The sequence below is a fragment of the Nonomuraea sp. NPDC000554 genome, from assembly GCF_040300065.1.
Classification (GTDB): domain Bacteria; phylum Actinomycetota; class Actinomycetes; order Streptosporangiales; family Streptosporangiaceae; genus Nonomuraea.
The window spans coordinates 77,107-103,161 of sequence record NZ_JBEPDC010000032.1; the positions used below are offsets into that span (position 1 = coordinate 77,107).

Genomic DNA, 26,055 nt, shown 5'->3' on the forward strand with positions numbered 1-26,055 from the left:
CCCGCGTGGCTGACACGGCTGCGTGCCTGGTGCAGCTCTGCCTGAGGCATGGCGGGGCCAAGCAACATTGGCATCCTCGGTCTTACTGGAACGACGGCCTAACGAAAGATCCAGTATTCCGGTTAGGTCACGTTAGTCAACCGTGAGTAAGCTTGCCAATGCGCTCGGCGTCATCTCTCGTCAGACTGTCAAGATCGATATCAAGACGCGGTGATACCCGCATGGCCGGGGCAAGGCGCGGGGCCGCCCGCGCTCACGCGGACAGCTGAACCAGGCGCTGCCTCACCCTGTTCTGGCTCCGCGACACCGTCCAAGAGCCATCAGAAACGCCCTAGTGCTGGACACGTTCTGCGTCAGTGTCGTACAGGGCGGAGATTTCGGTGGAGGCGCGGTGCATCTCCGCGCGCGCCTCAGGGGGGCCGGTGACCTCTACGGCGGTGCCGAATTGCAGCAGGTGGCAGACGGCCTCGATGACGGGGTAGGAGACCTGCGCGTCCATCCACTCCGGCTCGCCGTCCGTTGGCGTGGGCGGTCCGGTGAAGAAGGCGCCGGCGATCCGGGTCACCATGTCCAGCCGTTGGCGGCGCACGCGGAGATCGACCGTGATTCCGCCGCGGCGATCCTCCACCTGGCGGCGCAGCTCGTTCCAGACCTGGTCCAGTTCCACGCCCTGGCGGCGCCGCACCTCGGCGGCGGTCACGGTGACGCCCGAGACCCGGTCGGCGCGGAACAGGCGTGGCTTGCCCCTGCGGTCGGCGACCAGGTACCAGGTGCCGGCCTTGGCCACCAGCCCGTAGGGGTCGACCGTGTAGGTGTGCAGCGTGGGCTGGTCGCTGTGCCGGTAGCGGATGCGCAGCCGCAGATCGGTGAAGATCGCGGTGCGCAGGGCTGCCAGGTCGCCGTCCGGGCGCGGCGCCGCCAGCCAGCGGTCGGGGTCGACCAGGATGCGGCGGCTGGTCAGTTCCGCGGCCGGGCGGTGCGGGGCGGGCAGTGCGGCCATCACCTTACGCAGCGCGGTGCTCAGAGCGTGGTCGAGACCCAGCGCCGAGTGGGCGCTTTGGGAGGCCAGTACGAACAGGGCACGCGCTTCGTCGCTGGTCAAGCCGGTGACGTCGGTGCGGAATCCAGCCATGAGCGCGATACCGCCGTGTTTGCCGCGCTCGGCGTACACCGGGACGCCCGCCGCTGACAGCGCCTCGACATCGCGGTAGATGGTGCGCTGCGACACCTCCAGGCGGTCGGCCAGCTCTTTGGCGGGGACCAGGTCGCGGTGCTGGAGCAGCAGCACGATCGACAGCAGGCGGTCGAATTTCACCGATTCAGAATATGACGGCAGATGTCAAGTTATGGCGGCAGGGTCTGATCGACCAATCGACGAATGGAGAGTCATGAAGAGCTTGCGCGTCGACGGACCGGTGCTGCTGCCTGGCCAGGATGGGTTCGACGAGGAACGAACCGGCTTCAATCTGGCGGTACGGCACAGCCCGGACGTCATCGTCGGAGCCACCCGGGCCGAGGACGTGGCGGCGGCAGTGGAGTTCGCGATGGGACGAGGATGGCCGATCGCGGTCCAGAACACCGGGCACGGTTTCTCGACGCCCATCGAGGGCGGACTGCTGATCTCCACCCGCCGCATGGGCGGCGTGCGGGTGGATCCCCGGGCCGGAACCGCCAGGGTTGAGGCAGGCGTGCGCTTCGAGCAGGTGATCCGGGAGGCGGCGCCGTACGGGCTGGCCCCGCTGAACGGCTCGGCGCCGCACGTCGGCGTCGTCTCCTACACCCTCGGCGGCGGCCTGCCGCTGCTGGGGCGCAGCCACGGCTGGGCGGCCGACCGGGTACAGGCAATGGATGTGGTGACCGCGGACGGACGTCTACGTCACATCACCCCGGACAGCGACGTCGACCTGTACGGGGCGCTGCTCGGAGGACGTGACAACTTCGGCATCGTCACCGGCATGGAATTCGACCTCGTCCCAGTGACCCGGCTGTACGGCGGCGGGCTGTTCTTCGACAGCGAGGATGTCCCCGGGCTCCTGGAGGGCTACACGGAGTGGACGGCCACCGTGCCCAGGCAGATGAACAGCTCCGTGGCGCTGATCCCGTTCCCGGACGACCCGTCGGTGCCCGAGCCGATGCGAGGCCGCTACGTCTATCACGTGCGCATCGCCTTCACCGGCCCTCCCGAGGAGGGTGAGCGCCTGGTCCAGCCGCTGCGCCTGATCGGGCTGCGGCTGATGGAGACGCTGTCGGACCTGCCCTACAGCCAGAGCTCCACGATTCACGACGACCCGCCCATCGCCATGCCGTGGGCCGCCGACAACGCCATGCTCACCAGCCTGGACAACAAGGCGATCGAGGCGCTTCTCGGCCACGTCGGGCCGGACGCACCGCTGCCCACGATCGTGGAACTACGCCATCTGGGTGGCGCATTGGCCGAACCGCCCGCCCACATCAACGCCGTCGGGCATCGAGACGCCGCATACATGCTCGCGGTCCTCACCCCGCTGGCCGGGGCCGGTGTCGCAGATGCCCACCGTTGCCTCAACCGCCTGTTTCACGATCTTGGACCCTGGCGCGCGGGCCGGTTCCTCAATTTCATGGGTCACGGCGACAACGCCGATCGCGAGCGGGTCCGCACCTCCTACGAGCCGCATGACCATGGACGGCTGGCCGCGCTCAAGGCCGTCTACGATCCGACGAACGCCTTCCGCGCGAACTACAACATCCCGCCGGCCCGATGACCTCCCACAGTTCGCTGCGCTGGGTCCTCGCCGCGGACGCGGCCGGGATGATCGCTTTCGGTCTCGCTTACCTTCTGGTCTGCGGCCCCATCGCCCGCCTGCTCAGCGTGGCCGAAGGACTGGTGCTGGGGGCCGGTACCGGCATGCTCCTGATCGGCGCGGCCGTCGGGTTGCTGGCCAGCCGTCCCCGCCCCGCACCTGTGCCGGTACGGCTCGTCATCGCAGCGGGAGCCGGGTGGGTGCTGGTGAGCCTCGCCGCCCTCACATTCGGCTGGGTCAGCCCCAACGCGATCGGAACGGCCTGGATCATCCTTCAAGCCGTCCCCGTGACGGCGTTCGCCTACCTTCAGTTCACTATCCACACAAGGAAACCCCGATGAAACTAACGATCTTCGGAGCGACCGGCCGCATCGGGCAACACGTCCTGGCCCAAGCCACCGCCGCCGGTCATGACGTCACGGCGGTGGCGCGCAATCCAGCAAAGCTCGGCCCCGGCGTCCGCGTCATCACCGCCGACCTGAATGCTCCCGACCCGGTGGTCCTCGAGTCGGCCGTCGGGGGCGCCGACGCGGTGCTGTCCGGCCTGGGACCAAGGAAGCAGGCCGAACACGGCATCGTGTCCGCAGGAACCCGGGCCATCGCCGCCGCGATGCAAGCCACAGGCACGCGGCGGCTCGTCGTCGTCAGCGGTGTCGGCGTCTCCACCGTCCCCACCCCCAGCCGCCCTCATCCGCCCAGGCGCGAGCCCGGCACCGGGTTCGTCATGCAATACCTGACCATTCCCCTGGTCCGGCGCATGCTCGGTCAGCATTTCGTCGACGTCGCGCTGATGGAGGAGTTCCTGCGAAGCTGCGACCTGGACTGGACGGTCCTGCGCGTACCAAGGGTGGTCGACGCCCCCGCCACCGGCCGTTTCCGGACCGCACACGGTCATCCGCTGCGGGCGGCCTTCCGCATCGGCCGCGCCGACGCCGCACAGTTGATGCTGCGACTGGCCGAACAGCCCGAGACGGCGGGGACGGTCGTCACGGCCGCCTACTAATGTCTGATGCGGATCGACCGACAGAGACGCGGCGCCGAGGTGGCGGGGTTCACTCAGGACCAAACGGGTGTCACGGTGGAGCTCGCGGACGGGTAGCACGTTCACGCACGACATGATCGACTACACGTTCCCGTCGGGAGCGAGCGACGCCCGAAACAACGTACGGACCTCCGGCCAGGAACTGGCGCTGCCCAAGGGCAGGCACACCAGGCTGCACATGCTCGGCTCGGCGTCGTTCGGCCCCGCGACGACCACGGCGACGATCATCTACACCGACGGAAGCACCCACCAGACCATCGTCGACATGTCCGACTGGGCGGTCACCCGCGGCGACGAGATCGCGATCTCGACCACGGACCGGGTCGCGCCGTGGGGCCTGCACGGCGGCGCCGCCCACATCTACCACTACGAGATCGCGCTGGACCGAAACAAGGAGGTCCGCTCGGTCGCCGCATCCTTGATCACCTCCATCACGTCCCGATACGCCCGCGGCAACACCGAGATCTCCACCCCCGGCTCCCACTCCCGCACCGTGGTCACCCCGATCGGTGAGCCGTCCGGCCTCACCCGTGCGGGCTCTAGCTCCGCTCCCGCCAGCCGAGCCGTCTCGCCCAAGATCTCCTCCGCCACCTCCCGAGCGATCACCACCCGGGACAGCTGCTCCTCCTCGGCCTCCAGCCGATGCTCCAGACCAGCGATCTCTTCCCGGGTCTGCTCCACAGCACGGCGAGCCGCGGCCTCAGGCCGCGCCAGCTCACGCAGATGACCGGGCGCGAACGCTCCCGCGGCCGCCACGACATCACGGCACATGACGGACTGGACATTCAGCGGAGCTCCCGCCGAACGGTGATCTTGGTCGACACTTCTAGCAGGAGCTCCGTTGTCGTCTCCGCCGGCTCTCCTACAGGGGCAGGGCGGTGGTGAGGCGGATGTCGTCGAGTGAATGCCCCGTCTGGAGCACGTAGTCCCCGGAGACCAGGCGCCATCCGTGCTCGCTCCAGACCTCGGCCGCGCGGCGTGGGATCTCGACGGACACCTCGGCGGACTCGCCCGGGCCGGCCTCGGCGACGGCGAACCCGACCAGCCAGCGGGCGGGCCGGGACTCGTCGGGCACCGCGGGTGCCAGGTAGACCTGGACCACCTCGCGGCCGGGACGGTCGCCGGTGTTGCGCACCCGGACGGTGAGCGTCCCGTCGGCGTACTCGGCGGACTCGTAGTGCCAGGTCGTGTACCCGAGACCGGCTCCGAACCCGTAGGCGGGAGCCGTACCCGATCGCTCCCAGGCGCGGTAGCCGACGAAGAGGCCCTCCTCGTACCGCAGCACACCGCCGACGGGGGTGACGTCGATGACCGGACAGTCCTCGAGCACGCCGGGCCAGGTGGTCGGCAGGCGGCCGCCCGGCTCCGTACGGCCGAGCACCACGTCGGCCAGCGCGTGGCCGCCCTCCTGGCCGGGGAACCAGGTGAGCAGGATGGCCGCGACCTCTTCCCGCCACGGCATCTCCACAGGGGAGCCGGCGTTGACCACGACGACCGTCCGCGGGTTGGCGGTGGCCACCCGGGACACCAGCTCGTCCTGGCGGCCGGGCAGCTTCAGCGACGTGCGGTCGAAGCCCTCGCTCTCCACCTCCTTGGTCGTGGCCACGACGACCACGGCGACGTCCGCCGCCGAGGCGACCCGTACGGCCTCCTCGATCAGCTCATCCGAACCGAGCGACGGCTCCCGATGACCGAGCATGGCGCCGACGAAGGGGAGCGACAGCGGGTCGGACCGGGGCACCCTGTGCTCGAGGCGGACGTCGACCGGCTCCCCGGCGCGCAGCTCGACGTCGACGACGGTGTGTGGCGGCGCCAGGAACAACGCGACCGGGTCATCGCCTTGTGGGGCGATCGTCCCGTCGAAGCGGGTCTGCCCGCCGACGACGAGCCGGAAGCGGCCGACCCCCTCGATCGAGAGCCGGTGCACGCCGCCGACCGCGGGAGTGAACGTGCCGGTGATATCGACGCTGCGCAGCTCTTGGAAGGCCACGCCTTCCGGCATCTCGCCGAGCCACTGGATCGCCCCCTCGGACAGCGGGAAATCGCCGAGCACCCGCCCGTCCTCCGCCCGGCAGACCGCGCGCAGCGGGAAGCGCGCCGGGTTGAACCTGCCGCTGGGATCGGCCCCGCGGGCGTACGCCATCCGGACCCCCGCGGACGCGAGCCCCTCGTACGGCGACACGACATGGGAGGGGAAGACCTGCGCGCTGCCCCCGCCCATCACGCGGGCCTCCTTCGCCGCTCCTCCGATGAGGGCCACGCTCGTGTCCGGGCCGAGCGGCAGGACGCCGTCGTTGCGCACCAGCGTGAACGACGACGCCGCGACCTCACGGGCCAGCGCCTCCCCGTCGACGGCCGGAAGGGGCTCAGCGCGGGGCGCGCCCCCCAGGGCGCCCATCCGGCGGGCCAGGGTCAGCACCCGGCGTGCGTGCTCGTCCACGACCTCCTCGTCCAGCTCTCCGGCGCGGACGGCCGCCGCGAGCGCCGGCCCGTACACGGTGCCGGGGCCGGGCATGGCGATGTCGAGCCCTCCGAGCGCGGCCCGGATCGTGTCGCGGGCGGCTGTCCAGTCGGAGATGATGACGCCGTCGAAACCCCACTCGTCACGCAGGACCTTGTTCTGCAGCTCGTCATGCTCTGTCATGGTGGGCCCGTTGACGCTGTTGTAGGCCGCCATGACGCCGAACGGCCCCGCCTTCTTCACCACGAGCTCGAAGGGGGCCAGGTAGAGCTCGCGCAGGGCGCGCTCGCCGACCAGGACGTTGGCGGTCATCCGCTCGGTCTCGAAGTCGTTGGCCACGAAGTGCTTGACCGTGGCGGCGACCCCGCCCTCCTGGACTCCGGTGACGTACGCGGCGGCGATCTCGCCGCTCAGCACCGGGTCCTCGGAGTAGCACTCGAAGTGCCGGCCGCCAAGGGGGGAGCGATGCAGGTTGACGGTCGGCGCCAGCAGCACATGAACGCCCTTGCGGCGGGCCTCCTGGGCCAGCAGGTTGCCGACGCGGCGGGCCAGCGCCACGTCCCAGGTCGCGGCCAGGGCGGTCGGGCTCGGCAGGGCGATCGACGGGTCGTCGGTCGTCCATCTGGCGCCTCGGACGCCGATCGGCCCGTCCGACATGACGATCGAATCGAGGCTGACGCCGGGCGCCGCGGGCAGGCTCCACATGTCCTGACCGGCCAGAATGCGCGCCTTGGTGTCCAGGTCGAGTTTGCTCAGCGCCTGTTCCACGATGTCGTCGTGTTCGATTCCCGACACGGTCAGTGAACTCCCTTGATGCGAGTGACCAGAACGGTGCCCACGATCACGCCGATCGGGGCGGAGAGGAAGAGCTCCGGCCGGTTCCTCCGGCGGAGGCGTGCAGCGCCGTCCGGGAGCCGGGGCCGGCAGTCGCGCGAAGCGTCGTCGGCGAACCGGGGCCAGCGGTTGCGCGGAGCGTCGTCGGCGAACCGGGGCGGGCGAGGGCGGGGCGGCGCGCGAAACCAGCGCGTGCGGTGGCCGGGAGAAACGCCGGGCCTACCTGGGCAGACGACGAGGGGGGCGGCCACGTGATCTCCTTGGATCTCGCCGTACGCGCTTTCCCTCCGGAGTATGCCCGCGATTACCGAGTGGTCGGTAGGTTGCGATATGTAATCGTTATTATTGCTGATCGCGTTAGGCTCGGCGCGACGAGAGGAGTTGGACGCATGGTGCGGCGCCGAGGATCACACGAGAGCCGGCGGGAGGAGATCCTGCTGGCCGCCCTCGACGTGTTCGCCGAACGCGGCTACACGGGGGCGTCGATCGCGTCGATCGCCGAGCGGGTGGGCCTCAGCCAGCAGGGGTTGCTGCATTACTTCCCGAGCAAGGATCGGCTGCTCGCCGAGGTTCTGCGGCTGCGCGACGAGCGCAATCTCGACGTGCTCGTGCTGCCCGGTGAGGGGGGAGCGATCACGCTGGACACCGTGGCCGCGCTGGTCGAATACAACGCGCAGCGCCGCGGCATCGTGCAGTCCTTCACCGTCCTGTCCGCGGAGAGCGTGATCGAGGACCACCCGGCCAAAGACTTCTTCAAGCAGCGCTACGGAACCTCCCGCGCCTGGATGGCCGAGGTGATCCGCGCCGAACTCGGCGACGAGTTGCCCGCCGGCCTCACACCCGAGCAGGCCGCGCCGCTCATGTTCGCGGTGATGGACGGACTCCAGCTCCAGTGGCTGCTCGCCCCCGACCAGATCGACATGCCGGGGCTGTTCCGCGCCTTCCTCTCCCTCCTGAAAGCCCGCCACCCGGCCTCCGAATAGCCCTCCATACGGCGGAGATGGTCTGAAGCGACGCGGCGTCGCCCGATCGTCGCCCCGATCCCGGCGGGTGCGGCTCAGCGGACCGACCTGACGGGGAGCACGGTCAGCGCCCCCACGATCGCCACCACGGCGGACGCGATGAAGAGCGTCGGGTAGCCGCCCAGGCCGATGATGAAGGCCGCGGCGAGCGGCGCGATCATCTGCGGTCCGGCATTGGCGATGTTGAGCACCCCCAGGTCTCTGGCGGCGTTCTCCGGGTTGGGGAGGACGAGGGTGACCAGGGCGGTGTCGACGGCGTAGTAGGCGCCGAAGCTCACCCCGTTGACGGCCGCGAAGATCATCATGCCGGTCCAGGAGGGCGACAGCAGCAGGATCAGCGTGGCCAGCCCGGTGATCGCGCTGGAGACGAAGACGAACAGCCGGTACCGCTGCAGCTTGTCGGCCAGCGGCCCGCCGATCAGGGTGGCGAGCACGGAGGTGCCCGTGTTGATGAGAGTCAGGGTCGCCACGCCTCCTACGGCGGTCACGCCCGAGGGCAGCGCGATGTAGTCCTGGAGGATGTAGAGCTGGAACATCAGCACCATGAAATAGCTGAGGTTCATCAGCGCGCGGCCGACGAACACCCACATGAAGTCCCGGTGCCTCAGGGCGGACACGAAGTCCGCCAGCGCGGCGAGCGGCGACCTGCGCTCCTTGACCACCACCTCGTACTCCCCGGGACGGGGGTCCCTGCTGAACAGCACCAGGAGTACCGCCGAGGCGACCACGCCCGCACCCAGCAGCAGGTAGCCCGCGATCGAGCCGATGTACGCGGCCGCGATCTGGGTGCCGACGATGGCCGCCACCGACATGGCGATGCCGGCGACGGCCGAGGCGGTGCCGCGCAGTTCCCTGGGCACGCGGTCGGGGACGATGGCCGTGAGCGCGGCCTGGAAGAGGTTCATCATGGCCTGGGCGATGGACCAGGTGACGAGGATGACGATGACGCTGCCGGCCGTGCCGAGGAACCACAGCGCGGCGAAGGCGCCCAGAGCGCCGCCGAGCAGCCAGGGGTTGCGGCGGCCGAACCGGGAGCGCGTGCGGTCGGAGAGCGCTCCGCCGATCGGGTTGAACAGGGTGGCGAAGATCGCGCTGACCCCGGCGACCATGCCGGCGTTTGACACCTTGTTGACGGGGTCGGCGACCTCGATGGCGCTCTGCACGAGGGGGCCGCCCGCCCCGAAGTAGACGGCGAACATCGCGGTGTTGGCGAGGAACAGGAGCCCGAAGAGGCCGGCCTGGCGGGTCCCTGGGCGAGAGGTCCTGATGGTCATGATGCTCCAAGGGGATGATCGGCATCAGTGATGGCGACGTGGTCCGAGGACGGGAGACGTGCTTCGCGCAGCGGCCCGCCTCGTGCGGTAGGACCGCCTCGTGCGGTAGCTGTACCGGGGGGCCGGCGGGTTCGGAGGAAATACCGGCGAACGGCGGATCCGAAGCGGCTCTCCGAGATCAGCGCAGACCGGCGAGGCGGGCGGCGGTTGCGGCGTAGGTCGCCGGGTCGGCCGTCCAGTCGGCGTCGATCGCGGTGATGCTGACCTCGCCCTGGCCGAGGGCGGCGAGGTCGCTCCTCGCCTCACCCTCGGTCTCCGCGTAGGAGACCTTCGCGTGGGAGACCTTCATCGTGTAGGTGTCGCCGCCGCTCGGCTTGTAGGCGACGCCGAACAGCTCCTCGAGGGCCTGCCGGGTGAACGCGATGCCGGTGGGTGAGGCCAGACCGGGACGCGTCGGATAGTTGACGTTGAGACCGACCACGATGGTGACGTCGTGTCCTGCGGCGAGGAAGGCGGCCCGTCGGCGGCTCGGCTTCATGGGGGGCTCCGAATCTGGCGAGGGGGGATCGCTGACCAGGAGCATGAGCCATCAGACCGAGTGCTCGGTAGATCTTGTTGCTGAGTTGTTATGTATGCTGCGTCGGGTCGTGACCCTCCACGCGGCGTCCACGACGGCTTCGGCGCTCCGCCCGCCTCTTCGACCTGGAACGGCACACGCGGGACGAGAAGCTCGGCTCGTTCTGGTTGTCGGCGAACGACGCCGTGCCCCTCCGCCCCCATGTGCCGGTCCCCGCGAGCTCATCCCCACGTGTCGGCCGACCGCAGCGGCCCACCGCACCGGCCGGGCACAGCGGGCCGACCGCACCGGCCGGGCACAGTGGCCGGGCACAGCGGGGGGCCGGCTGGCCACGTTGGTTGGACCGGTCCGGTCACGTGGATGGTGCCGATGGTCGGCGCGGAACGGGCGGTGGATGGTTGCGCCGGGGCGGTCGGCGGGGGGTTACGCGGGTGGTCGCCGCTCCAGGAACGGGGTCAGCAGGCCGGGGAGGGTCGCGTCGGCGAGGGACGCGGCCTCCCCGGCCTCGATGTCCACCGCCTCGTAGTGCTGCTTGCCGGCCGCCGTCGTCGCCGTGAGGGTCGCCACCCCGGCCCGGCGCTGGAAGAAGGACTCGTGGACGATCAGGCCGATGACGCCGTCCGTGGACAGGACGTGCCGACGTCGCACCAGCGACCCCTGCCGCACCACCAGGTTCCCGCCGAGCAGGTTGTGGCCGAGGCTGCGGTACCGGTCGGCGGCCAGCAGGAGGCCGATCGGGAAGAGCGCCAGCGCGGCCTGCCACGTCCAGGCAGGCCATCCCGCCAGCCGCCACAGGAGCAGGAAGGCGGCGGTGACCAGCGCGGCGGCGGCCAGCGCCCGCGTGTAGCGGCGGCGGCGGGCCGCCGGGCCGTGCGGCTTGAGCGCGCAGGTCACCACGCTCGGCTCGCCGTACACCTCGCCCGCCACCCGCTGGACCTCCGCCACCGGGGACGGCGGCAGCAGCAGCGAGCCACCGCGCTCGGCGCCCCGGCCGACCCGCAGGCCGGTGGCGATCGCGATGAGCCGCGCGCCGCGGACCAGCCGCAGCAGCAGCGGCTCGCTGATCTCCACGCCCGCCACCCTGCGGTGCTCGATCGTGGTGGACCGGGTGGTGAGCAGGCCGCGTGTGACGTGCAGGGTGCCTTCGCGGTGCCGGGTGAGCCGGAAGTTCCAGAACGCGAGGACGTACCCGATGGTGGACAGGAGGGCCACCAGGGCCACCGCCCCGATCGTCACCTCCAGCACCGCCAGCGGCACCGCCACCGCGTTGAGCTGGTCGTAGACGGCGCGCAGGGCGCCGATGTCGCGCGGGTTCAGTCTCGTCTCGTTGAACACCTGGCCCATCGCGCCCGCCAGCACCCCGATGGTCGCCAGCCCGGCGAGCGTGAACGGCCCGAACCTGATCCACGCCGGATCGAGCGCCGCCACCTCGACCTCGTCATCATCCAGGCGTTCCGCCTCCCGCACGCCCGCCGCAGACAGGCCACGGCCGGGCACAGCTGACCGCGGCCCACCCGGCGCGGGCAGGCCCGATGCCGGGACCCCAGGTGCCGAGACACCGCCCGCCGCCCCGCCTGCCTCCGCGACGCCCGCGATCGGTGCGCCACCGCCCGGCCCTCCCGTCTCTGGCCCGCCCTCCAGCACGCTCCCGGTGTCCACCGAGGACACGGTTGACGGGCGGCCTCGGTGCAGGAGCTCCTCGCGTAACCGGGACGCCTCCGCCGTCGACAGGGCGTCGAGCGTCACCCCCTGGTCGCCGCGGTCGGAGCGGCCGGTGCCGATGACCACCCGGCTCAGCCCCAGCACCCGCTGCAGGATGTGCGAAGTGAGGTCCACAGTCCGGACCCGGTCGCGCGGCACGGTCAGCACCTGCCGGCGCAGCAGCCCGCGGCGTACCAGTACCTGGTCGGGCGTCACCCGGTAGGTGGTGGTGAGCCAGCGCACCAGCCCCAGCCCGACCGCCACGCCCAGCCCGATCAGGCTCCACAGCGGGCCGTTGTCGTTGCGGCCGATGAACAGCACCCCGACCAGCACCGGCAGCAGCCGGACGACCTCCTGCACCGGATGCACCGCCAGCATGAGCGGGCTCAGGCGACGCCAGCCGGGCTCCTCGGCGACGGAGGCGACGCTGTCGGTGGACGTCATGTCGCATCCCCGCCCACGGCCTGGGTGTTGGCGGTCAGCTCGGCCACCAGCCGCTGCGCGTCGGCGGACTCCAGCCCGTGGATGTGCACGGGCCCGCGTGCCGACGCCGTGGTCACCGTGACGTTGGTCAGCCCGAACAGCTGCTCCAGCGGCCCGCGCTGGGTGTCGACGGTCTGGATCCGGGACACCGGCGCGATCCGCCGTTCCCTGTTGAACCACCCCGACTGCGTGTAGACGACCTCGGGTGTGGCCTCCCACCTGTGCACCCTGAACCGCCAGCGCGGCATCACCGTCAGGTGCGCCGCCGCCAGGACGGCGGTCACGACGAACGCGGCCACGTGCGCCGCGTTCAGCTCGTCGCGCACCAGCCAGACGATCTGCAGGGCTGTCACGACGACCCACCCCAGCCCCGCCCGCACCGTCCAGAACGGGATCGCCTTGCGGCTCACCAGATTGGCCGGCGGACGAAGGAGCACCGCGACCGGTGCCGCGGACCCCGAATCCTGCACTGCCCCACCTCACCACTGTCTCGTCGGACGTTCCAGCTCGGCGAAGGCGAGCCCCTGCTACAGGGGGCAAGCGCCATCGGTGAGTACCCCGCCCCCTGGCTGCGGTGCGGCGGCGCCGGTGGTCGGACTCCCGAGCCGCTGAACCCTACTCCATTGTGGACATTTCCGGCCGCGAGCGCGGGTCTCGGAGAGATGTCATCTGGGCTCGCGGACGTCCAGCCCCAGCGCGGACGCCACCACCGTCGCCTGGTACGGGTCGATGATCGCCTTGTTGAGCTTGACCGTGTGCGGATCGAGGTCGCCCAGGTCGCTGCCGCGCAGGTCGCAGCCGGTGAGGTCGGCGCTGTGCAGCCACGCCCCCGACAGGTCGGTGCGCAGAACCTCGGCGCGCTCCAGCCGGGCCCCGGTCAGGTCGGCCTCACGCAGCCGTACCCCGTCGAAGGTGCTGCCGCGCAGGTCGGCGCCCGGCAGGCCGACGTACGACCAGTCGCCGCCGTCGACCTTCAGCAGCCCGAAGGTGCAGGAGTCGAACATGCTGCCCGTCAGCTTGCAGGAGGAGAAGGTGGCGTCGAAGAACGAGCACCGGGAGAACGTGCAGTTCAGGAACAGGGCGTCGGTGTGGACCGACACGTTGAACCGGACGTTCCTGAACGTGCACTCCTCGAACACCGAGCCCTGGTCGGCCACCTCGGTCATGTCGACGTCGGCGAACAGGACGCGGGAGAACGTCTCGCGGGTGAGATCGCGGCCGTCCCAGTCGGCGGCGCTGATGGTGGTGTCGGTCGGGGGAGCCGGAGCCCCGTGCTTCCTGTCGGCCATGCCAGGAACGCTACGCGACGCCACCGACAGATCCGCTCGCGAGCGGGTCCGCCGGCTGCTTGCGTGCGTTTCCACCGACAGATTCGCTCATGGGCCCATCAGCCGCCAGCCGGTACGTGTCTCCACCGGCAGGTCCGGTCGCGAGCGTCCCGCCGGGAACGTTCAGGCGTCAGGATCGGGAGCCAGCGCCTCGGCCTGCCGCCACAGCTCGGGCAGCGCGTCCAGGACCTGGCCGGCGCGGTGCCGCCGGGCGGCGAAGGTCTCGGCGCCGAGGTCGGCGAGCAGTTCCAGGAACGCGTCCTCGGGCAGGGGCGCGCCGGCGGCGGAGAGCTTGGCCAGGCACCGCGCGTGGGTCGCGACCAGCCAGAAGACGGACTCCCTGTGCAGGCCGCGCCGGATCAGCTCGCGGCTGCCGCCGATCGAGACGGCCCGCGCCTCGTCGCTGACGTCCGAGGAGAAACGGTAGGACGGGGCGAGGACGTCCTTCGCCGCGTCGAACACCGCCTCCAGCGCCGTCAGGTGGTGCTCGGCACGGTCGGGTGTCAGCTCGGCGCAGCCGAGCAGGCCCAGCAGCGTCTCGTGGTAGGCGAGCCGGTCGTGCTCGGCGAGCAGCCGCCTGACCGCCTCGTAGCGCCGCCGGATGGTGGGGTTCCGCAGGCCCGCCACGAGCAGCACGTGCGTCATCACCCCGGTGCCGAACAGCCAGGTGGTGACCTGGTCGGCCGGCGGCGCGGACTCGTCCATCGCGGCGAGCAGGTGGCGCACGCGGTCCAGCGCCTGGCGGGAGCGCGCCAGTACCCACCGCCGCTCGCCGAAGTGGCGGGCGACGCTCTCCTGGATCACGGTCAGCCGGCCCGTCGGGTCGGCCAGCACTCCCGGCAGGTGGAAGCTGCCCGCCAGATGGTAGTCGCCCAGGACGGCCTCGGGTGAGCGCAGCGGCCCGTCGTCCGGCATGCAGGAGACCTCCAGCAGGACGCCCCGGTGCCGGAACTTGCCGAGCCCCACCGGCGGCGCGGACGGGTCGCGCACGACCATCACGTCCACGTCGGAACTGTCGGCCAGCACGTCGTCAGGCCGTGCCCACAGCGTCGAGCCCGTCAGGAACGCCCCGCGAAAGCCCGGCAGCCGGGCCCCCTCGCCGAGCACCCACTCCCGCGCGACTTCCCGTCCCTCGCCCACCAGCACACCCGTACCCTACGGGCCTCGGCAGAAGGGCGGCGGTGTGGACGGGGGGCGGTGTGGACGGGCGGCGACCCGGCCGCGTCGCCGCGCGGGCGGCGGGCGAGGCGGCCGGGCCGCCGGGCGGGTCACTCGATGAGCGACAGCGTCTGGCTGGCGATCTCCCATTCCTCGTCCGTGGGGACGACCAGCACCGCCACGTCCGACCCGGGCGCCGACACCGCGCGCTCCTCCGTCGAGGAAGCCTCGTTGCGTGCCGGGTCGATCGTGATGCCGAGCCGGTCGAGGCCGGACAGCGCCTCGGCCCTGGTGGCCGCGTCGTGCTCGCCGACCCCGCCGGTGAACACGATCGCGTCGACCCGTCCGAGCACCGCGTAGTACGCGCCGACGTACTTGCGGATGCGCCGGGTGTAGACGTCCAGGGCCAGCCGGGCGTCGGCGTCGCCGCCGGAGGCGCGCCGCCTGACGGTCCGCATGTCGCCGGAGCCGGCGAGGGCGAGCAGGCCGCCGTGCCGGTCGAGCGCGTCCTCGGACTTCTCCGCGTCCAGCCCGGCGACCCGCGCCAGGTACCCGGACAGCGCCGGGTCCGTGTCGCCGGAGCGGGTGCCCATGACCAGCCCTTCCAGCGGAGTCAGTCCCATGGAGGTGTCGACGCTGCGGCCCGCGGCCAGCGCGGTGGCGCTGGCGCCGTTGCCGAGGTGCAGCACGATCAGGTTCAGCTCCTCCAGGCCGCGGTCCAGCAGGGCCGCGGCCCGCCGCGCGACGTAGGCGCAGGACGTCCCGTGGAAGCCGAACCGGCGCACGCCGAGCCGCTCGGCCCACTCGCGTGGCACCGCGTACGTGTACGCCTCGGGCGGCAGCGTCCGGTGGAAGGCGGTGTCGAACACGGCCACCTGCGGCACGCCGGGGAAGGCGTCCCGCGCGACCCGGATCCCGGTCAGGTTGACCGGGTTGTGCAGCGGCGCCAGCGGCGCCAGCTCCTCGATGGCGGCGATCACCGCGTCGTCCACCAGCACCGGCTCGCGGAAGCGGGTCCCGCCGTGCACCACCCGGTGCCCCACGCCCACCGGCGGGTCCGCCCGCAGGTCGGGGCCCGCAGTGGCGAACGCCTCCAGCATCGCGGCCAGCCCCTCCGCGTGCGTGGCGAAGCGCCCCCGCCGCTCGAAGCCGGGCCGCTCGAGACCGGTGTGGTGGGTGAGCCGCCCGTCGTCCTCGCCGATCCGTTCGACCAGCCCCCTGGCGGGACGCTCCCGGGTCCGGACGTCGACCAGCTCGTACTTGATGGACGACGAGCCGGTGTTCAGGACGAGTACGCGTGCGGCCATGTCCAGTCCCTGATCTCGGCCGGGTCCTCGCCGTGCTCGCGGGTGTGGACGCGGGCGCGCAGCCGGGCGTCGATCATCTGCTGACGCAGGTGGGCCTGGGTGGCGCCGAGCCCGGGGACCCGGTCGATGACGTCGATCACCAGGTGGTAGCGGTCGATGTCGTTGAGCATGGCCATGTCGAAGGGCGTGGTGGTGGTGCCCTCCTCCTGGTAGCCGCGCACGTGCAGGTGCTCGTGGCCGTGGCGGCGGTAGGCCAGCTGGTGGATGAGGGCGGGATAGCCGTGGAAGTTGAAGATGACGGGTTTGTCGGTGGTGAACAGGGCGTCGTACTGGGCGTCCGGCATGCCGTGCGGGTGCGCGGTGGGAGGCTGCAGGCGCATGAGGTCCACGACGTTGACGACGCGCACCCTGAGCTCGGGCAGGTGCTGGCGCAGGATGGCCGCGGCGGCGAGGGTCTCCAGGGTCGGGACGTCTCCGGCGCAGGCCAGGACGACGTCCGGCGAGACGCCCGCGTCGGTCGACGCCCACGGCAGGATGCCGAGCCCGCGGGTGCAGTGGGCGATGGCCTCGTCCATGGTGAACAGGTCGAGGACGGGCTGCTTGCCGGCGACGATGACGTTGACGTAGTCGCGCGAGCGCAGGCAGTGGTCGCCGACGGAGAGCAGCGTGTTGGCGTCGGGAGGCAGGTAGACGCGGACGACGGACGCCTTCTTGTTGACCACCACATCGAGGAAGCCGGGGTCCTGGTGGCTGAAGCCGTTGTGGTCCTGGCGCCACACGTGCGACGACAGCAGGTACGTGAGCGAGGCGACCGGCAGCCTCCAGGAGATCTTCTGCGACGACTCCAGCCACTTGGCGTGCTGGTTGAACATGGCGTCCACGATGTGGATGAACGCCTCGTAGCAGTTGAACAGGCCGTGCCTGCCGGTCAGCAGGTAGCCCTCCAGCCAGCCCTGGCACAGGTGCTCGCTGAGCACCTCCATCACCCGCCCGCCGGGGGCGAGATGCTCGTCGGTGGGCAGCAGCTCGGCGTTCCAGGCGCGGTCGGTGACCTCGAAGACGGCCGACAGCCGGTTGGAGGCGGTCTCGTCGGGGCCCATCAGCCGGAAGGTGCGCGGGTTGGCCGCGATCACGTCGCGCAGCAGCCCGCCGAACACCTTGGTGGGCTCGCTCGACTGCGTGGCGGGGGACTTGACCTCCACCGCGTGCTCGCGGAAGTCCGGCAGGCGCAGCGGGACGAGCAGTTCGCCGCCGTTGGCGTGCGGGTTGGCGCTCATCCGGCGCGGCCCCTCGGGCACGGTCTCCAGGATCGTGCCGACCGGCCGCCCGTCACGGTCGAACAGCTCCTCGGGACGGTAGGAGCGCATCCACTCCTCCAGCATCGCCAGGTGCTCGGGATTCTCCCGCACCTGGGCGAGCGGCACCTGGTGGGCCCGCCACGTGCCCTCCACCGGCAGCCCGTCGACCTCGCGCGGCCCCGTCCAGCCCTTCGGCGTCCGCAGGACGATCATGGGCAGCCGGTCGGCCTCGCCGGCCCGGTAGGCGTCGATCTCCCGGAACACCTCGTCCAGGGTGGTCGCCATCTCCTCGTGGTCGGGGCCCACCAGGTGCGGGCGGTAGCCGTACCCCTCGAGCAGCTTGAACAGGTCGGCCTGCGGGATCCGCGCCAGGATCGTCGGGTTCGCGATCTTGTAGCCGTTCAGGTGCAGGATCGGCAGCACGACCCCGTCACGTTCGGGGTCGAGCAGCTTGTTGGAGTGCCAGCTCGCCGCCAGCGGTCCCGTCTCCGCCTCGCCGTCGCCCACCACGCACGCCACGACCAGGTCCGGGTTGTCGAAGGCCGCGCCGAAGGCGTGCGCCAGCGAGTAGCCCAGCTCGCCGCCCTCGTGGATGGAGCCCGGTGTCTCGGGCGCCGCGTGGCTCGGGACGCCGCCGGGGAAGGAGAACTGGCGGAACAGCCGCCGCATGCCCTCCGCGTCCCGCGTGACGTCCGGGAACCTCTCCGTGTACGAGCCCTCCAGCCAGGCATGCGCCACCGCCGCGGGACCGCCGTGCCCGGGGCCCATGATGTAGATCATGTCCTGGTCGCGCTCGCGGATCACCCGGTTCAGGTGCGCGAAGCAGAAGTTCAGGCCGGGCGTGGTGCCGAAGTGCCCGAGCAGGCGGGGCTTGATGTGCTCCGGCCGCAGCGGCTCGGCCAGCAGCGGGTTGTCCAGCAGGTAGATCTGCCCCACCGACAGGTAGTTGGCGGCACGCCAGTAAGCGTCGATACGATCCATGCCCTGCTCATGCCCCGAGACGGCGTCCTCGCACGCCGGAGGCGCGGGCTACCGACCCGCCGCCGACCACGTCACGCAGGCGCATCAGGGGGCCGACCTCGACTTCCTCATCGGGTCGAGCGGCGACGAGGTCGGCCGGGAGTCCCACTGACGCCTCACGACGGCAAAGAGTCCGCTCCGCCGTGCGCGGAATCTACCCGGCTGGGTACGGGGTTACGGGACTATATGTGATCGGTTTGACGGTACGAGGAGGACGCGTGAGCGGCGACATCACCCAGAGCCAGGAATGGGCGGCACTGGCCAAGCACCACGAGGAACTGTCGGGCAAGCACCTGCGAGAGCTGTTCGCCGCCGATCCAGGCCGCGCCGGACGCATGACGTTGACCGCCGCCGACCTGTACCTCGACTACTCCAAGCACCGGGCCACGGCCGAGACGATCGAGTTGCTGGTCCAGCTGGCCGAGCGTGCCGGGTTGCGTGAGCGGATCGACGCCATGTTCCGCGGCGACCACATCAACGTCAGCGAGGACCGCGCCGTGCTGCACGTGGCGCTGCGCATGCCCGCCGACGCCAAGCTCGTCGTCGACGGCCAGGACGTGGTCGCCGACGTGCACGCCGTGCTCGACAAGATGAGCGGCTTCGCCGGCCGCGTCCGCTCCCAGGAGTGGAAGGGCGCCACCGGCTGGCCCATCACCACCGTGGTCAACATCGGCATCGGCGGCTCCGACCTCGGCCCCGCCATGGCCTACGAGGCGCTGCGCGACTACGCCGACGCCGGGATCCAGGCCAGGTTCGTCTCCAACATCGACCCCGCCGACATCAGCGGCAACCTCGCCGGGCTCGACCCGGCCACCACTCTGTTCGTGGTCAGCTCCAAGACCTTCACCACCCTCGAAACCCTCACCAACGCCAGGGTGGCCCGCGACTGGCTGGTCGGCGCGCTCGGCGAGGACGCCGTCTCCAAGCACTTCGTGGCCGTCTCCACCAACGCCGAGAAGGTCGCCGAGTTCGGCATCGACACCGACAACATGTTCGGCTTCTGGGACTGGGTGGGCGGCCGCTACTCCTACGACGGCGCCATCGGGCTCTCCCTGATGATCGCGATCGGGCCCGAGCGGTTCCGCGAGATGCTGGCCGGGTTCCACGCCGTCGACGAGCACTTCCGCACCGCCCCCTTCGAGGCGAACATGCCGGTGCTGCTCGGCCTGCTCGGCGTCTGGTACGACGACTTCTTCGGCGCGCAGACCCGCGCCGTGCTGCCCTACAGCCAGCGGCTGCACCGCTTCCCCGCCTACCTGCAGCAGCTCACCATGGAGTCCAACGGCAAGTCCGTGCGGGCCGACGGCGCCCCCGTCACCGCCGACACGGGGGAGATCTTCTGGGGCGAGCCGGGCACCAACGGGCAGCACGCCTTCTACCAGCTCCTGCACCAGGGCACGAAGCTGGTGCCCGCCGACTTCATCGGCTTCGCCGAGCCGTACGAGGACCACGCGGGCATGCACGACCTGCTCAATGCGAACCTGTTCGCCCAGACGTCGGCGCTGGCGTTCGGCAAGACCGCCGAGGAGATCGCCGCCGAGGGCACGGCCGCCGGCATCGTGCCGCACAAGGTGATGCCCGGCAACCGGCCCACGTCCACGATCCTGGCGCCCAAGCTGACGCCGTCCACGCTGGGGCAGCTCGTCGCCCTCTACGAGCACGTCGTCTTCGTCGAGGGCACCGTGTGGGGCATCGACTCCTTCGACCAGTGGGGCGTCGAACTGGGCAAGAAGATGGCGCTCGACCTGGCGCCCGCGCTCACCTCCGAGGAGCCGCCGCGGAGCTTCCCCGACCCGTCCACCGAGCGGCTCGTCCGCGTGTACCGCGAGCTGCGGGGAAGGCGAGCCTGACATGGAGCAGGCAGGCGCCCTGGTGCTGTTCGGCATCACCGGGGATCTGGCGCGCAAGATGCTGCTGCCCGCCCTGTACGCGCTGACCGACAGCGGCGAGCTGGACCTGCCGATCATCGGCGTCGCCAAGACCGACCTCGACCTCGACGGGCTGCGCGAGCACGCCCGCCAGGCCATCGGCGACGTCGACGAGGCCGTGTTCGGGAAGCTGGCCGGCAACCTGCGGCTGGTGGCGGGCGACTATGGCGACCCGGGCACCTTCGACAGGCTCCGCCAGGAGACCGAGGGCAAGGGGCCGCTGGTCCACTACCTGGCCGTGCCGCCGTCGCTGTTCGCCGTCGTCGCCGAGGGGCTGGCGCGGGTGGAGCTGAACAGGGGCGCCAGGCTCGTCGTGGAGAAGCCGTTCGGCCAGGACCTGCACTCGGCGCGCGCCCTCAACGTGGAACTGCTCAAGTACTTCGACGAGGAGCACCTGCGCCGGGTCGACCACTTCCTGGGCAAGGAGCCGGTCGAGGACCTCATGGTCTTCAGGTTCGCCAACATGCTGCTCGAACCGATCTGGAACCGGAACTTCGTCCGCAGCGTGCAGATCACCATGGCCGAAGACTTCGACGTCGCGGGCCGGGGCGCGTTCTACGACGCCACCGGCGCGATCCGCGACGTCGTGCAGAACCACCTGCTGCAGCTGCTGGCCATCATCGCCATGGACGCGCCGCCGTCCAAGGACGCCCGCGCCCAGCTCGACGAGAAGTGGCGGGTGCTGCGCGCGGTGCAGCCGCTCGCCCCTGGCGACGTGGTCCGCGGCCAGTACGAGGGCTACCTCGACACCGACGGGGTCAGGCCCGGCTCGACCACCGAGACGTTCGTCGCGCTGCGCGCCTACGTCGACAACTGGCGCTGGGCGGGCGTGCCGTTCTGCGTCCGCACCGGCAAGGCGCTGGCCATGACCGACCTGGAGATCGTCGCCGAGCTGCGCAAGCCGCCCGTGTCGCTCTTCCACGGGCAGGCCGCCGAGCTGCGTCCCAACCTGGTCAGGTTCCGGCTGCAGCCCGACGCGGGCGTCACGTTCGACGTGCTCGCCAAGGAACCGGGCAGGCAGCGCACCATGCAGGTGCCGGTGAGCGTCGACTTCACCAAGGTGCTCGGGCCGATGGAGGCCGCCTACGAGCGCATCCTCGTCGACGCGGTGACCGGCGATCCGAGGCGCTTCGCCCGGTTCGACCTGGTGGAGGAGGCGTGGCGGATCGTCCAGCCCGTACTCGACCTGCCCGATCCGCCTCTGCCGTACCGGAAGGGCAGCTGGGGGCCGGAGGCGGCGGCGCAGATCCCGCCGGGCGGCTGGCACGAGGTCTCCACGACCTTCGACTGACCGGGGCTCGACTGATCGGGGGCATTGACGGGCGGCCGGGACGGCTCGACGATCTCAGGCATGCCCGTCATCCCCGTCTCCGGCCGCGATCACACCTGGGCCGCGATCACCCCGCACACCGCGTACGTCTTCGGCATCGAGACCGGCGCTGAGACCGGCGCTGAGACCGGCGCTGAGACCGGCGCTGAGACCGGCGCTGAGGTCAGCGGGGACACCCGCGTCACGCAGTGGTACTGGGGGCCGCGCCTGCCCGCCGACGCCCTGGGCCAGGTCGCCGAGCGCACGACGACCTGGACCGTCACCGGATTCCTCGACCACGCCGACGCCACCGAACTGCTGCCCGTCGACGGCGGCAGGCGCTGGGGCGTGCCGTCGCTGCAGGCCGTCTACGAGGGCGGCGTCCGCTCGGTCGAGCTCGGCTTCGAGGAGGCCGTCCCCGGCGGCGACGAGCTGGAGGTGGTGCTCCGCGACCACGGCCACGGCCTGCGCGTCGGCCTGCACGTGCGGGTCTGCGACGACTGCGACGTCATCGAACGCTGGGTCGTGCTGACCAACGAGTCGGCGGCGGACGTCCAGCTGCGCAGGCTCGACTCGGGCAGCTGGGTCGTCCCCGAGCAGGCCGGGTGCACCTACCTGGGCGCCGCCGGAGGGTGGGGGAGCGAGACCCACCTGCAGCGCGGCGAGCTGCCACGCGGCGAGACCACGTTCGGCAGCAGGACCGGCACCACCTCGCACAAGGCCAACCCGTGGATCATGATCGGCGACGCCACCGAGACCACCGGCGAGCTCTGGAGTGTCGCGCTGGCCTGGAGCGGCTCCTGGCGGCTCACCACCCAGCGCCGCCCGGAAGGCGACGTGGCCGTCAGCGCCGGGTTCGGCCACGAGGGGCTCACCTGGCCGCTCGCCCCCGGAGAGTCGCTGCGCACGCCGTCCGCGCTCGGCCTGCACACCGGCGGCGGGTACGGCGCGGCCAGCCGCGCCTGGCACGACTACGCCCGCAGGCACGTCCTGCCCGCCGCCGACGAGGACCGGCCCGTCCTGTACAACTCCTGGGAGGCCACCTGGTTCGACGTCACCGAGGAGGGCCAGCTCGACCTCGCCCGCCGCGCCGCCGCGCTCGGCGTGGAACTGTTCGTGGTGGACGACGGCTGGTTCGGCTCCCGCACCGGCGACGCGCGCGGGCTCGGCGACTGGTGGCCCAACCCCGACCGCTTCCCGCACGGCCTCGGCAAGCTCTTCGACGGCGTCCGCGACCTTGGCATGCGGGCCGGGCTCTGGGTCGAGCCCGAGATGGTCAACCCTGACAGCGACCTGTACCGCAAGAACCCCGACTGGGTGCTGCACTACCCCGGGCGCCGCCGCGACACCATGCGCAACCAGCTCGTGCTCAACTTCGCCCGCGACGACGTCCGCGCGTGGGCGCTCGGCTGGCTCGACCGGCTCGTCCGCGAGTACCGCCTGGACTACCTCAAGTGGGACATGAACCGCAGCTTCAGCCAGGCGGGCTGGGCCGAGCGTGGCGACCTGCTCTGGATCGAGCACACCAGAGGCGTCTACGCGATCATGGACGAGCTGCGCGCCCGGCACCCAGGGCTCCGGATCGAGTCCTGCTCGGGCGGCGGCGGCCGGGCCGACTTCGGCATCCTCCGCCGCACCGACCAGGTGTGGACGTCCGACAACACCGACGCCCGCGACCGGCAGCCGATCCAGCAGGGCTTCTCCTACCTCTACCCGGCCGTGGCCATGTCCTGCTGGGTCACCGACAGCCCGAACCCGCTGACCCGCCGCGAGGTGCCGCTGCGCTACCGCTTCCACGTCGCCATGGCGGGCACGCTCGGCGTCGGCGGCGACCTCACCCGCTGGAGCGACGCCGAATTGGAGGAGGCCGGGCAGCTCGTCGCCGCGTACAAGGCGGTGCGGCCCGTCATCCAGCACGGGGCGCTGCACCGGCTCGGCGGCGTGCCCGGCACGTCCGCCTCGGCCGTCCAGTACACGCTCGGCGACCGGGTCGTGGTGCTCGCCTACCAGCCGTACGCGCTCGACGAGCAGCCGCTCAGGCGGCTGCGCCTGGCGGGGCTCGACCCCGGCGCCGTCTACGAGGACGCGACCGGCGACCGCCGGCACGGCGCCACCCTGATGCACCACGGCCTGGCCCTGCCCGCCTGGTCGCAGCTCGGCGGCGACTATCGCAGCGAGATGCTGGTCCTCCGGCGGCTCTAGGGCCACGATGTGGGGATGGACATCATGGAACTAGCCGGACAGTCCACGGACGTCGTGACGGTCAAGCGCGTCTTCGGCGAGCCGATCCAGCGGGGGGACGTCACCGTCATCCCGGTCGCCCGCGTCGCGCAGGGCGGCGGCGGGGGCATGGGCAGGCGTGAGGGCGAGAACCCCGAGCAGGGCGGAGGTGGCGGGTTCGGGTTCGGCGCGACGCCCGCGGGCGTGTTCGTGATCAAGGACGGGGACGTCCGCTGGCAGCCGGCCGTGGACGTCAACCGCATCGTGCTCGGCGGCCAGATCGTCGCCGTCGTGCTGCTGCTGACCGTCCGCGCGATCCTGAAGAAGCGCCGCAAACGCTGACCCGCGCCCGCGCGGGGAGCGCCTCCGGCACCCGCGCGGGCGACTCGTTCTGAGGCCCGGCTCTCGTAGGGTGGGCGGCATGATCTCTCTGACTCAGGTGGTGGCGTTCGGTGGCGTGGTGATGCTCGGGGCCATGTCTCCCTGGCCGGACTTCGCCGTCGTCGTGCGGCGCTCGGCCGTTTCCGGACGCGGCTACGGCATGGCCGCCGCGGCCGGCATCTCCGTCGGCGTGTTCGCCTGGGTGGTGGCGGCGGCCACCGGCATCGCGGCGCTGCTGGCGGTGTCGGCGATGGCGTTCACCGTGGTCAAGGTCGTGGGCGCGGCCTACCTGCTGTATCTCGGGGTGAAGGCGCTGCGGGCGGCGCTGCGCAAGGGCGGCACGCCGGACCTGGGGCTGCCCGACCCCGGGAGGAAGAACTCGTGGGCCGCGTTCACGGAGGGGCTGCTGACCAACGCGCTCAACCCCAAGGCGGCGCTGTTCTTCGTGGCGCTCGTCCCGCAGTTCGTCTCGGCCGGCGCTCCGCTGGGTGACACGCTGATGCTGTCGCTGATCGCGCTGGCGGGGACCGTGGTGTGGTTCCTGCTGGTGGCCAACGTCGTGGGCGCCCTGCGCAGGGTGTTCGCGAGGAGCGCCGTCCGCAGAGCGGTCGACGGCCTGACGGGAGCGGCGCTCATCGCCCTCGGCGTCAAGCTGGCCGTCACCACCCGCTCCTGAGCGGGCGTTCCCGTCCCCTGGTTAGGAGATGGCGACGCCGAGTAGGTGGCCCAGGCCGAACGTGACAGCGGCGGCCGTGACGCCCAGCGCCAGCTGGCGGAGACCGCCCAGCCACCACGGGCGGGCCGTCATCCGCGCCACCGCCGCGCCGAACCCGAACAGCGCCAGCAGGCTCAGCACGAGCGCGACCGCCAGCCCGGACGCCCCGAACAGGAACGGCGCCAGCGGCACCAGCGCGCCCGTCGCGAACGCGCAGAACGACGACCCGGCGGCCAGGTAGGGCGAGGGCAGGTCGTCGGGGTCGACCCCCAGCTCTTCCCGGACGTGCACGCGCAGCGCCTGCTCGGGATCGGCCGACAGCTCGGCGGCGACCCGCGCGGCCAGGTCCTTGTCGAGCCCGCGGGACCGGTACAGCGCCGCCAGCTCGGCCTGCTCGCCCTTCGGGTTCCTGGCCAGTTCATGCCGCTCCACCGCGATCTCGGCGCGCATCAGCTCGGTCTGTGACTTGACCGACGTGTACTCACCGGCGGCCATCGAACAGGCCCCCGCCACCAGCCCGGCGAACCCGGCCAGCACCGCTCCCTGCCCGGCTCCGGCCGCGCCGACGACACCGGCGATCAACGCGAAGTTCGACACCAGACCGTCCATCGCCCCGAACACCGCCGGTCTCAGCCATCCGCCGGTCACGTCGCGGTGGCTGTGGTGCTTCTCCGCCGAGTACGGCTGAGCCAGTTCGATGGTCATGCATGCACTCCTCAAACGCCCTTTATCCCGAAATTTAGGCACATGCCGACAAGATCCGCAACGAAGGCGAGGCTTCCCTGACCTGCGATGTTGTCTCGCCAGGCGAACAGATGACCGAAAGAATCAGAGGCATGCGTCAGAACGGCACCCGCGGCAGGTTTCGGCCGGGCAATGTCAGCTCGTCACTTGGTGTGACCAGACGGATGCGCACAGCCCTGTGATGGGTCGGCGTCGGCTCTATGGAAGGCGGCGATGCCATGAGCGCTCCGCCCGACGAGGGATGGCTGGTCGCGCATCGTCCGCCCAGGCGCACGCGGATCTTTCCGCTGTCGCACGCCACCGGTTACACCGTCGAAGACTGGCTCAAACTCCCCGAATCCGGGGATCGCATCGAGTTGATCGACGGGAGTTTCGTCGTGAGCCCGGCCGCATCTGGCCTGCACGCACTGTGCGCCGGCGGCCTGCGTACCGTGCTGGCTCGCGCCGCCAGGGCGGCTGGAGCGGATCTGGTA

22 protein-coding genes are annotated in these 26,055 nt (G+C 71.3%); 11 read left to right on the plus strand and 11 right to left on the minus strand.

Annotated elements, in window-relative coordinates:
• Positions 1 to 331: 331 nt before the first annotated feature.
• Complete coding sequence (locus ABT294_RS41830; protein WP_350812016.1) at positions 332 to 1,315, minus strand: helix-turn-helix transcriptional regulator; 984 nt, start codon at positions 1,313 to 1,315, stop codon at positions 332 to 334.
• Positions 1,316 to 1,388: 73 nt separating this feature from the next.
• On the opposite strand from ABT294_RS41830, the gene ABT294_RS41835 reads away from it, so the two are divergent.
• The 4 genes from ABT294_RS41835 to ABT294_RS41850 all read left to right on the plus strand — a co-directional run bounded on the left by ABT294_RS41835 (position 1,389) and on the right by ABT294_RS41850 (position 4,549).
• Positions 1,389 to 2,741 (plus strand): FAD-binding oxidoreductase, encoded by a 1,353-nt coding sequence (locus ABT294_RS41835; RefSeq protein WP_350812017.1) that lies wholly within the window; start codon positions 1,389 to 1,391, stop codon positions 2,739 to 2,741.
• Complete coding sequence (locus tag ABT294_RS41840; protein WP_350812018.1) at positions 2,738 to 3,121, plus strand: hypothetical protein; 384 nt, start codon at positions 2,738 to 2,740, stop codon at positions 3,119 to 3,121. Before ABT294_RS41835 ends, ABT294_RS41840 begins: the two co-directional genes overlap by 4 nt.
• Positions 3,118 to 3,783, plus strand: a complete 666-nt coding sequence (locus ABT294_RS41845) for an NAD(P)-dependent oxidoreductase (RefSeq protein ID WP_350812020.1) — start codon at positions 3,118 to 3,120, stop codon at positions 3,781 to 3,783. Before ABT294_RS41840 ends, ABT294_RS41845 begins: the two co-directional genes overlap by 4 nt.
• A gap of 67 nt (positions 3,784 to 3,850) precedes the next feature.
• Positions 3,851 to 4,549, plus strand: coding sequence for a beta-sandwich domain-containing protein (locus ABT294_RS41850; protein WP_502912210.1), 699 nt, complete (start codon positions 3,851 to 3,853; stop codon positions 4,547 to 4,549).
• A gap of 135 nt (positions 4,550 to 4,684) precedes the next feature.
• On the opposite strand, the gene ABT294_RS41855 is transcribed toward ABT294_RS41850, so the two are convergent.
• Complete coding sequence (locus ABT294_RS41855) at positions 4,685 to 7,078, minus strand: beta-glucosidase family protein (protein ID WP_350812022.1); 2,394 nt, start codon at positions 7,076 to 7,078, stop codon at positions 4,685 to 4,687.
• Between the two features lie 428 nt (positions 7,079 to 7,506).
• Between ABT294_RS41855 and ABT294_RS41860 the strand changes: the two genes are divergently transcribed.
• The gene (locus ABT294_RS41860) at positions 7,507 to 8,100 is read left to right on the plus strand and encodes a TetR/AcrR family transcriptional regulator (RefSeq protein WP_350812023.1); all 594 of its coding nucleotides are present in this window, start codon (positions 7,507 to 7,509) and stop codon (positions 8,098 to 8,100) included.
• Positions 8,101 to 8,174: 74 nt separating this feature from the next.
• On the opposite strand, the gene ABT294_RS41865 is transcribed toward ABT294_RS41860, so the two are convergent.
• From ABT294_RS41865 to ABT294_RS41900, 8 genes are all read right to left on the minus strand, one after another.
• The gene (locus tag ABT294_RS41865) at positions 8,175 to 9,413 is read right to left on the minus strand and encodes an MFS transporter (protein ID WP_350812024.1); all 1,239 of its coding nucleotides are present in this window, start codon (positions 9,411 to 9,413) and stop codon (positions 8,175 to 8,177) included.
• Positions 9,414 to 9,591: 178 nt separating this feature from the next.
• Entirely contained in the window at positions 9,592 to 9,951 is a 360-nt protein-coding gene (locus tag ABT294_RS41870; protein WP_350812025.1) for a hypothetical protein, read from the minus strand.
• A gap of 462 nt (positions 9,952 to 10,413) precedes the next feature.
• On the minus strand, positions 10,414 to 12,135 hold the full coding sequence (locus ABT294_RS41875; RefSeq protein WP_350812026.1) for a PH domain-containing protein: 1,722 nt from the start codon (positions 12,133 to 12,135) through the stop codon (positions 10,414 to 10,416).
• Entirely contained in the window at positions 12,132 to 12,644 is a 513-nt protein-coding gene (locus ABT294_RS41880) for a PH domain-containing protein (RefSeq protein WP_350812027.1), read from the minus strand. The genes ABT294_RS41875 and ABT294_RS41880 overlap by 4 nt, the downstream gene beginning before the upstream one ends.
• A 195-nt stretch (positions 12,645 to 12,839) precedes the next feature.
• Positions 12,840 to 13,463, minus strand: coding sequence for a pentapeptide repeat-containing protein (locus ABT294_RS41885; RefSeq protein ID WP_350812028.1), 624 nt, complete (start codon positions 13,461 to 13,463; stop codon positions 12,840 to 12,842).
• Between the two features lie 162 nt (positions 13,464 to 13,625).
• The gene (locus tag ABT294_RS41890) at positions 13,626 to 14,648 is read right to left on the minus strand and encodes a hypothetical protein (RefSeq protein ID WP_350812029.1); all 1,023 of its coding nucleotides are present in this window, start codon (positions 14,646 to 14,648) and stop codon (positions 13,626 to 13,628) included.
• 122 nt (positions 14,649 to 14,770) lie between these two features.
• Entirely contained in the window at positions 14,771 to 15,967 is a 1,197-nt protein-coding gene (locus ABT294_RS41895; RefSeq protein WP_350812030.1) for an acetate/propionate family kinase, read from the minus strand.
• A complete protein-coding gene (locus ABT294_RS41900; protein ID WP_350812031.1) occupies positions 15,943 to 18,246 on the minus strand; it encodes a phosphoketolase family protein in 2,304 nt (767 codons plus the stop codon). Before ABT294_RS41900 ends, ABT294_RS41895 begins: the two co-directional genes overlap by 25 nt.
• On the opposite strand from ABT294_RS41900, the gene ABT294_RS41905 reads away from it, so the two are divergent.
• From ABT294_RS41905 to ABT294_RS41930, 6 genes are all read left to right on the plus strand, one after another.
• A complete protein-coding gene (locus ABT294_RS41905; RefSeq protein ID WP_350812032.1) occupies positions 18,245 to 18,397 on the plus strand; it encodes a hypothetical protein in 153 nt (50 codons plus the stop codon). The two genes, ABT294_RS41900 and ABT294_RS41905, sit on opposite strands and share 2 nt — an antisense overlap.
• 106 nt (positions 18,398 to 18,503) lie before the next feature.
• Complete coding sequence (gene pgi / locus ABT294_RS41910; RefSeq protein ID WP_350812033.1) at positions 18,504 to 20,135, plus strand: glucose-6-phosphate isomerase; 1,632 nt, start codon at positions 18,504 to 18,506, stop codon at positions 20,133 to 20,135.
• A gap of 1 nt (position 20,136) precedes the next feature.
• Positions 20,137 to 21,504 carry a glucose-6-phosphate dehydrogenase gene (gene zwf, locus ABT294_RS41915; protein WP_350812034.1) on the plus strand — a complete coding sequence of 456 codons (1,368 nt, stop codon included), beginning with the start codon at positions 20,137 to 20,139 and terminating at the stop codon, positions 21,502 to 21,504.
• A 60-nt stretch (positions 21,505 to 21,564) separates the two neighbouring features.
• Positions 21,565 to 23,724, plus strand: coding sequence for an alpha-galactosidase (locus ABT294_RS41920; protein WP_350812035.1), 2,160 nt, complete (start codon positions 21,565 to 21,567; stop codon positions 23,722 to 23,724).
• 15 nt (positions 23,725 to 23,739) lie between these two features.
• The gene (locus ABT294_RS41925; RefSeq protein WP_350812036.1) at positions 23,740 to 24,084 is read left to right on the plus strand and encodes a spore germination protein GerW family protein; all 345 of its coding nucleotides are present in this window, start codon (positions 23,740 to 23,742) and stop codon (positions 24,082 to 24,084) included.
• A 79-nt stretch (positions 24,085 to 24,163) separates the two neighbouring features.
• Positions 24,164 to 24,799, plus strand: coding sequence for a LysE family translocator (locus ABT294_RS41930; protein ID WP_350812037.1), 636 nt, complete (start codon positions 24,164 to 24,166; stop codon positions 24,797 to 24,799).
• Between the two features lie 21 nt (positions 24,800 to 24,820).
• Here ABT294_RS41930 and ABT294_RS41935 read toward each other — a convergent pair whose 3' ends face one another.
• The gene (locus ABT294_RS41935; protein ID WP_350812038.1) at positions 24,821 to 25,543 is read right to left on the minus strand and encodes a VIT1/CCC1 transporter family protein; all 723 of its coding nucleotides are present in this window, start codon (positions 25,541 to 25,543) and stop codon (positions 24,821 to 24,823) included.
• Positions 25,544 to 26,055 lie beyond the last annotated feature (512 nt).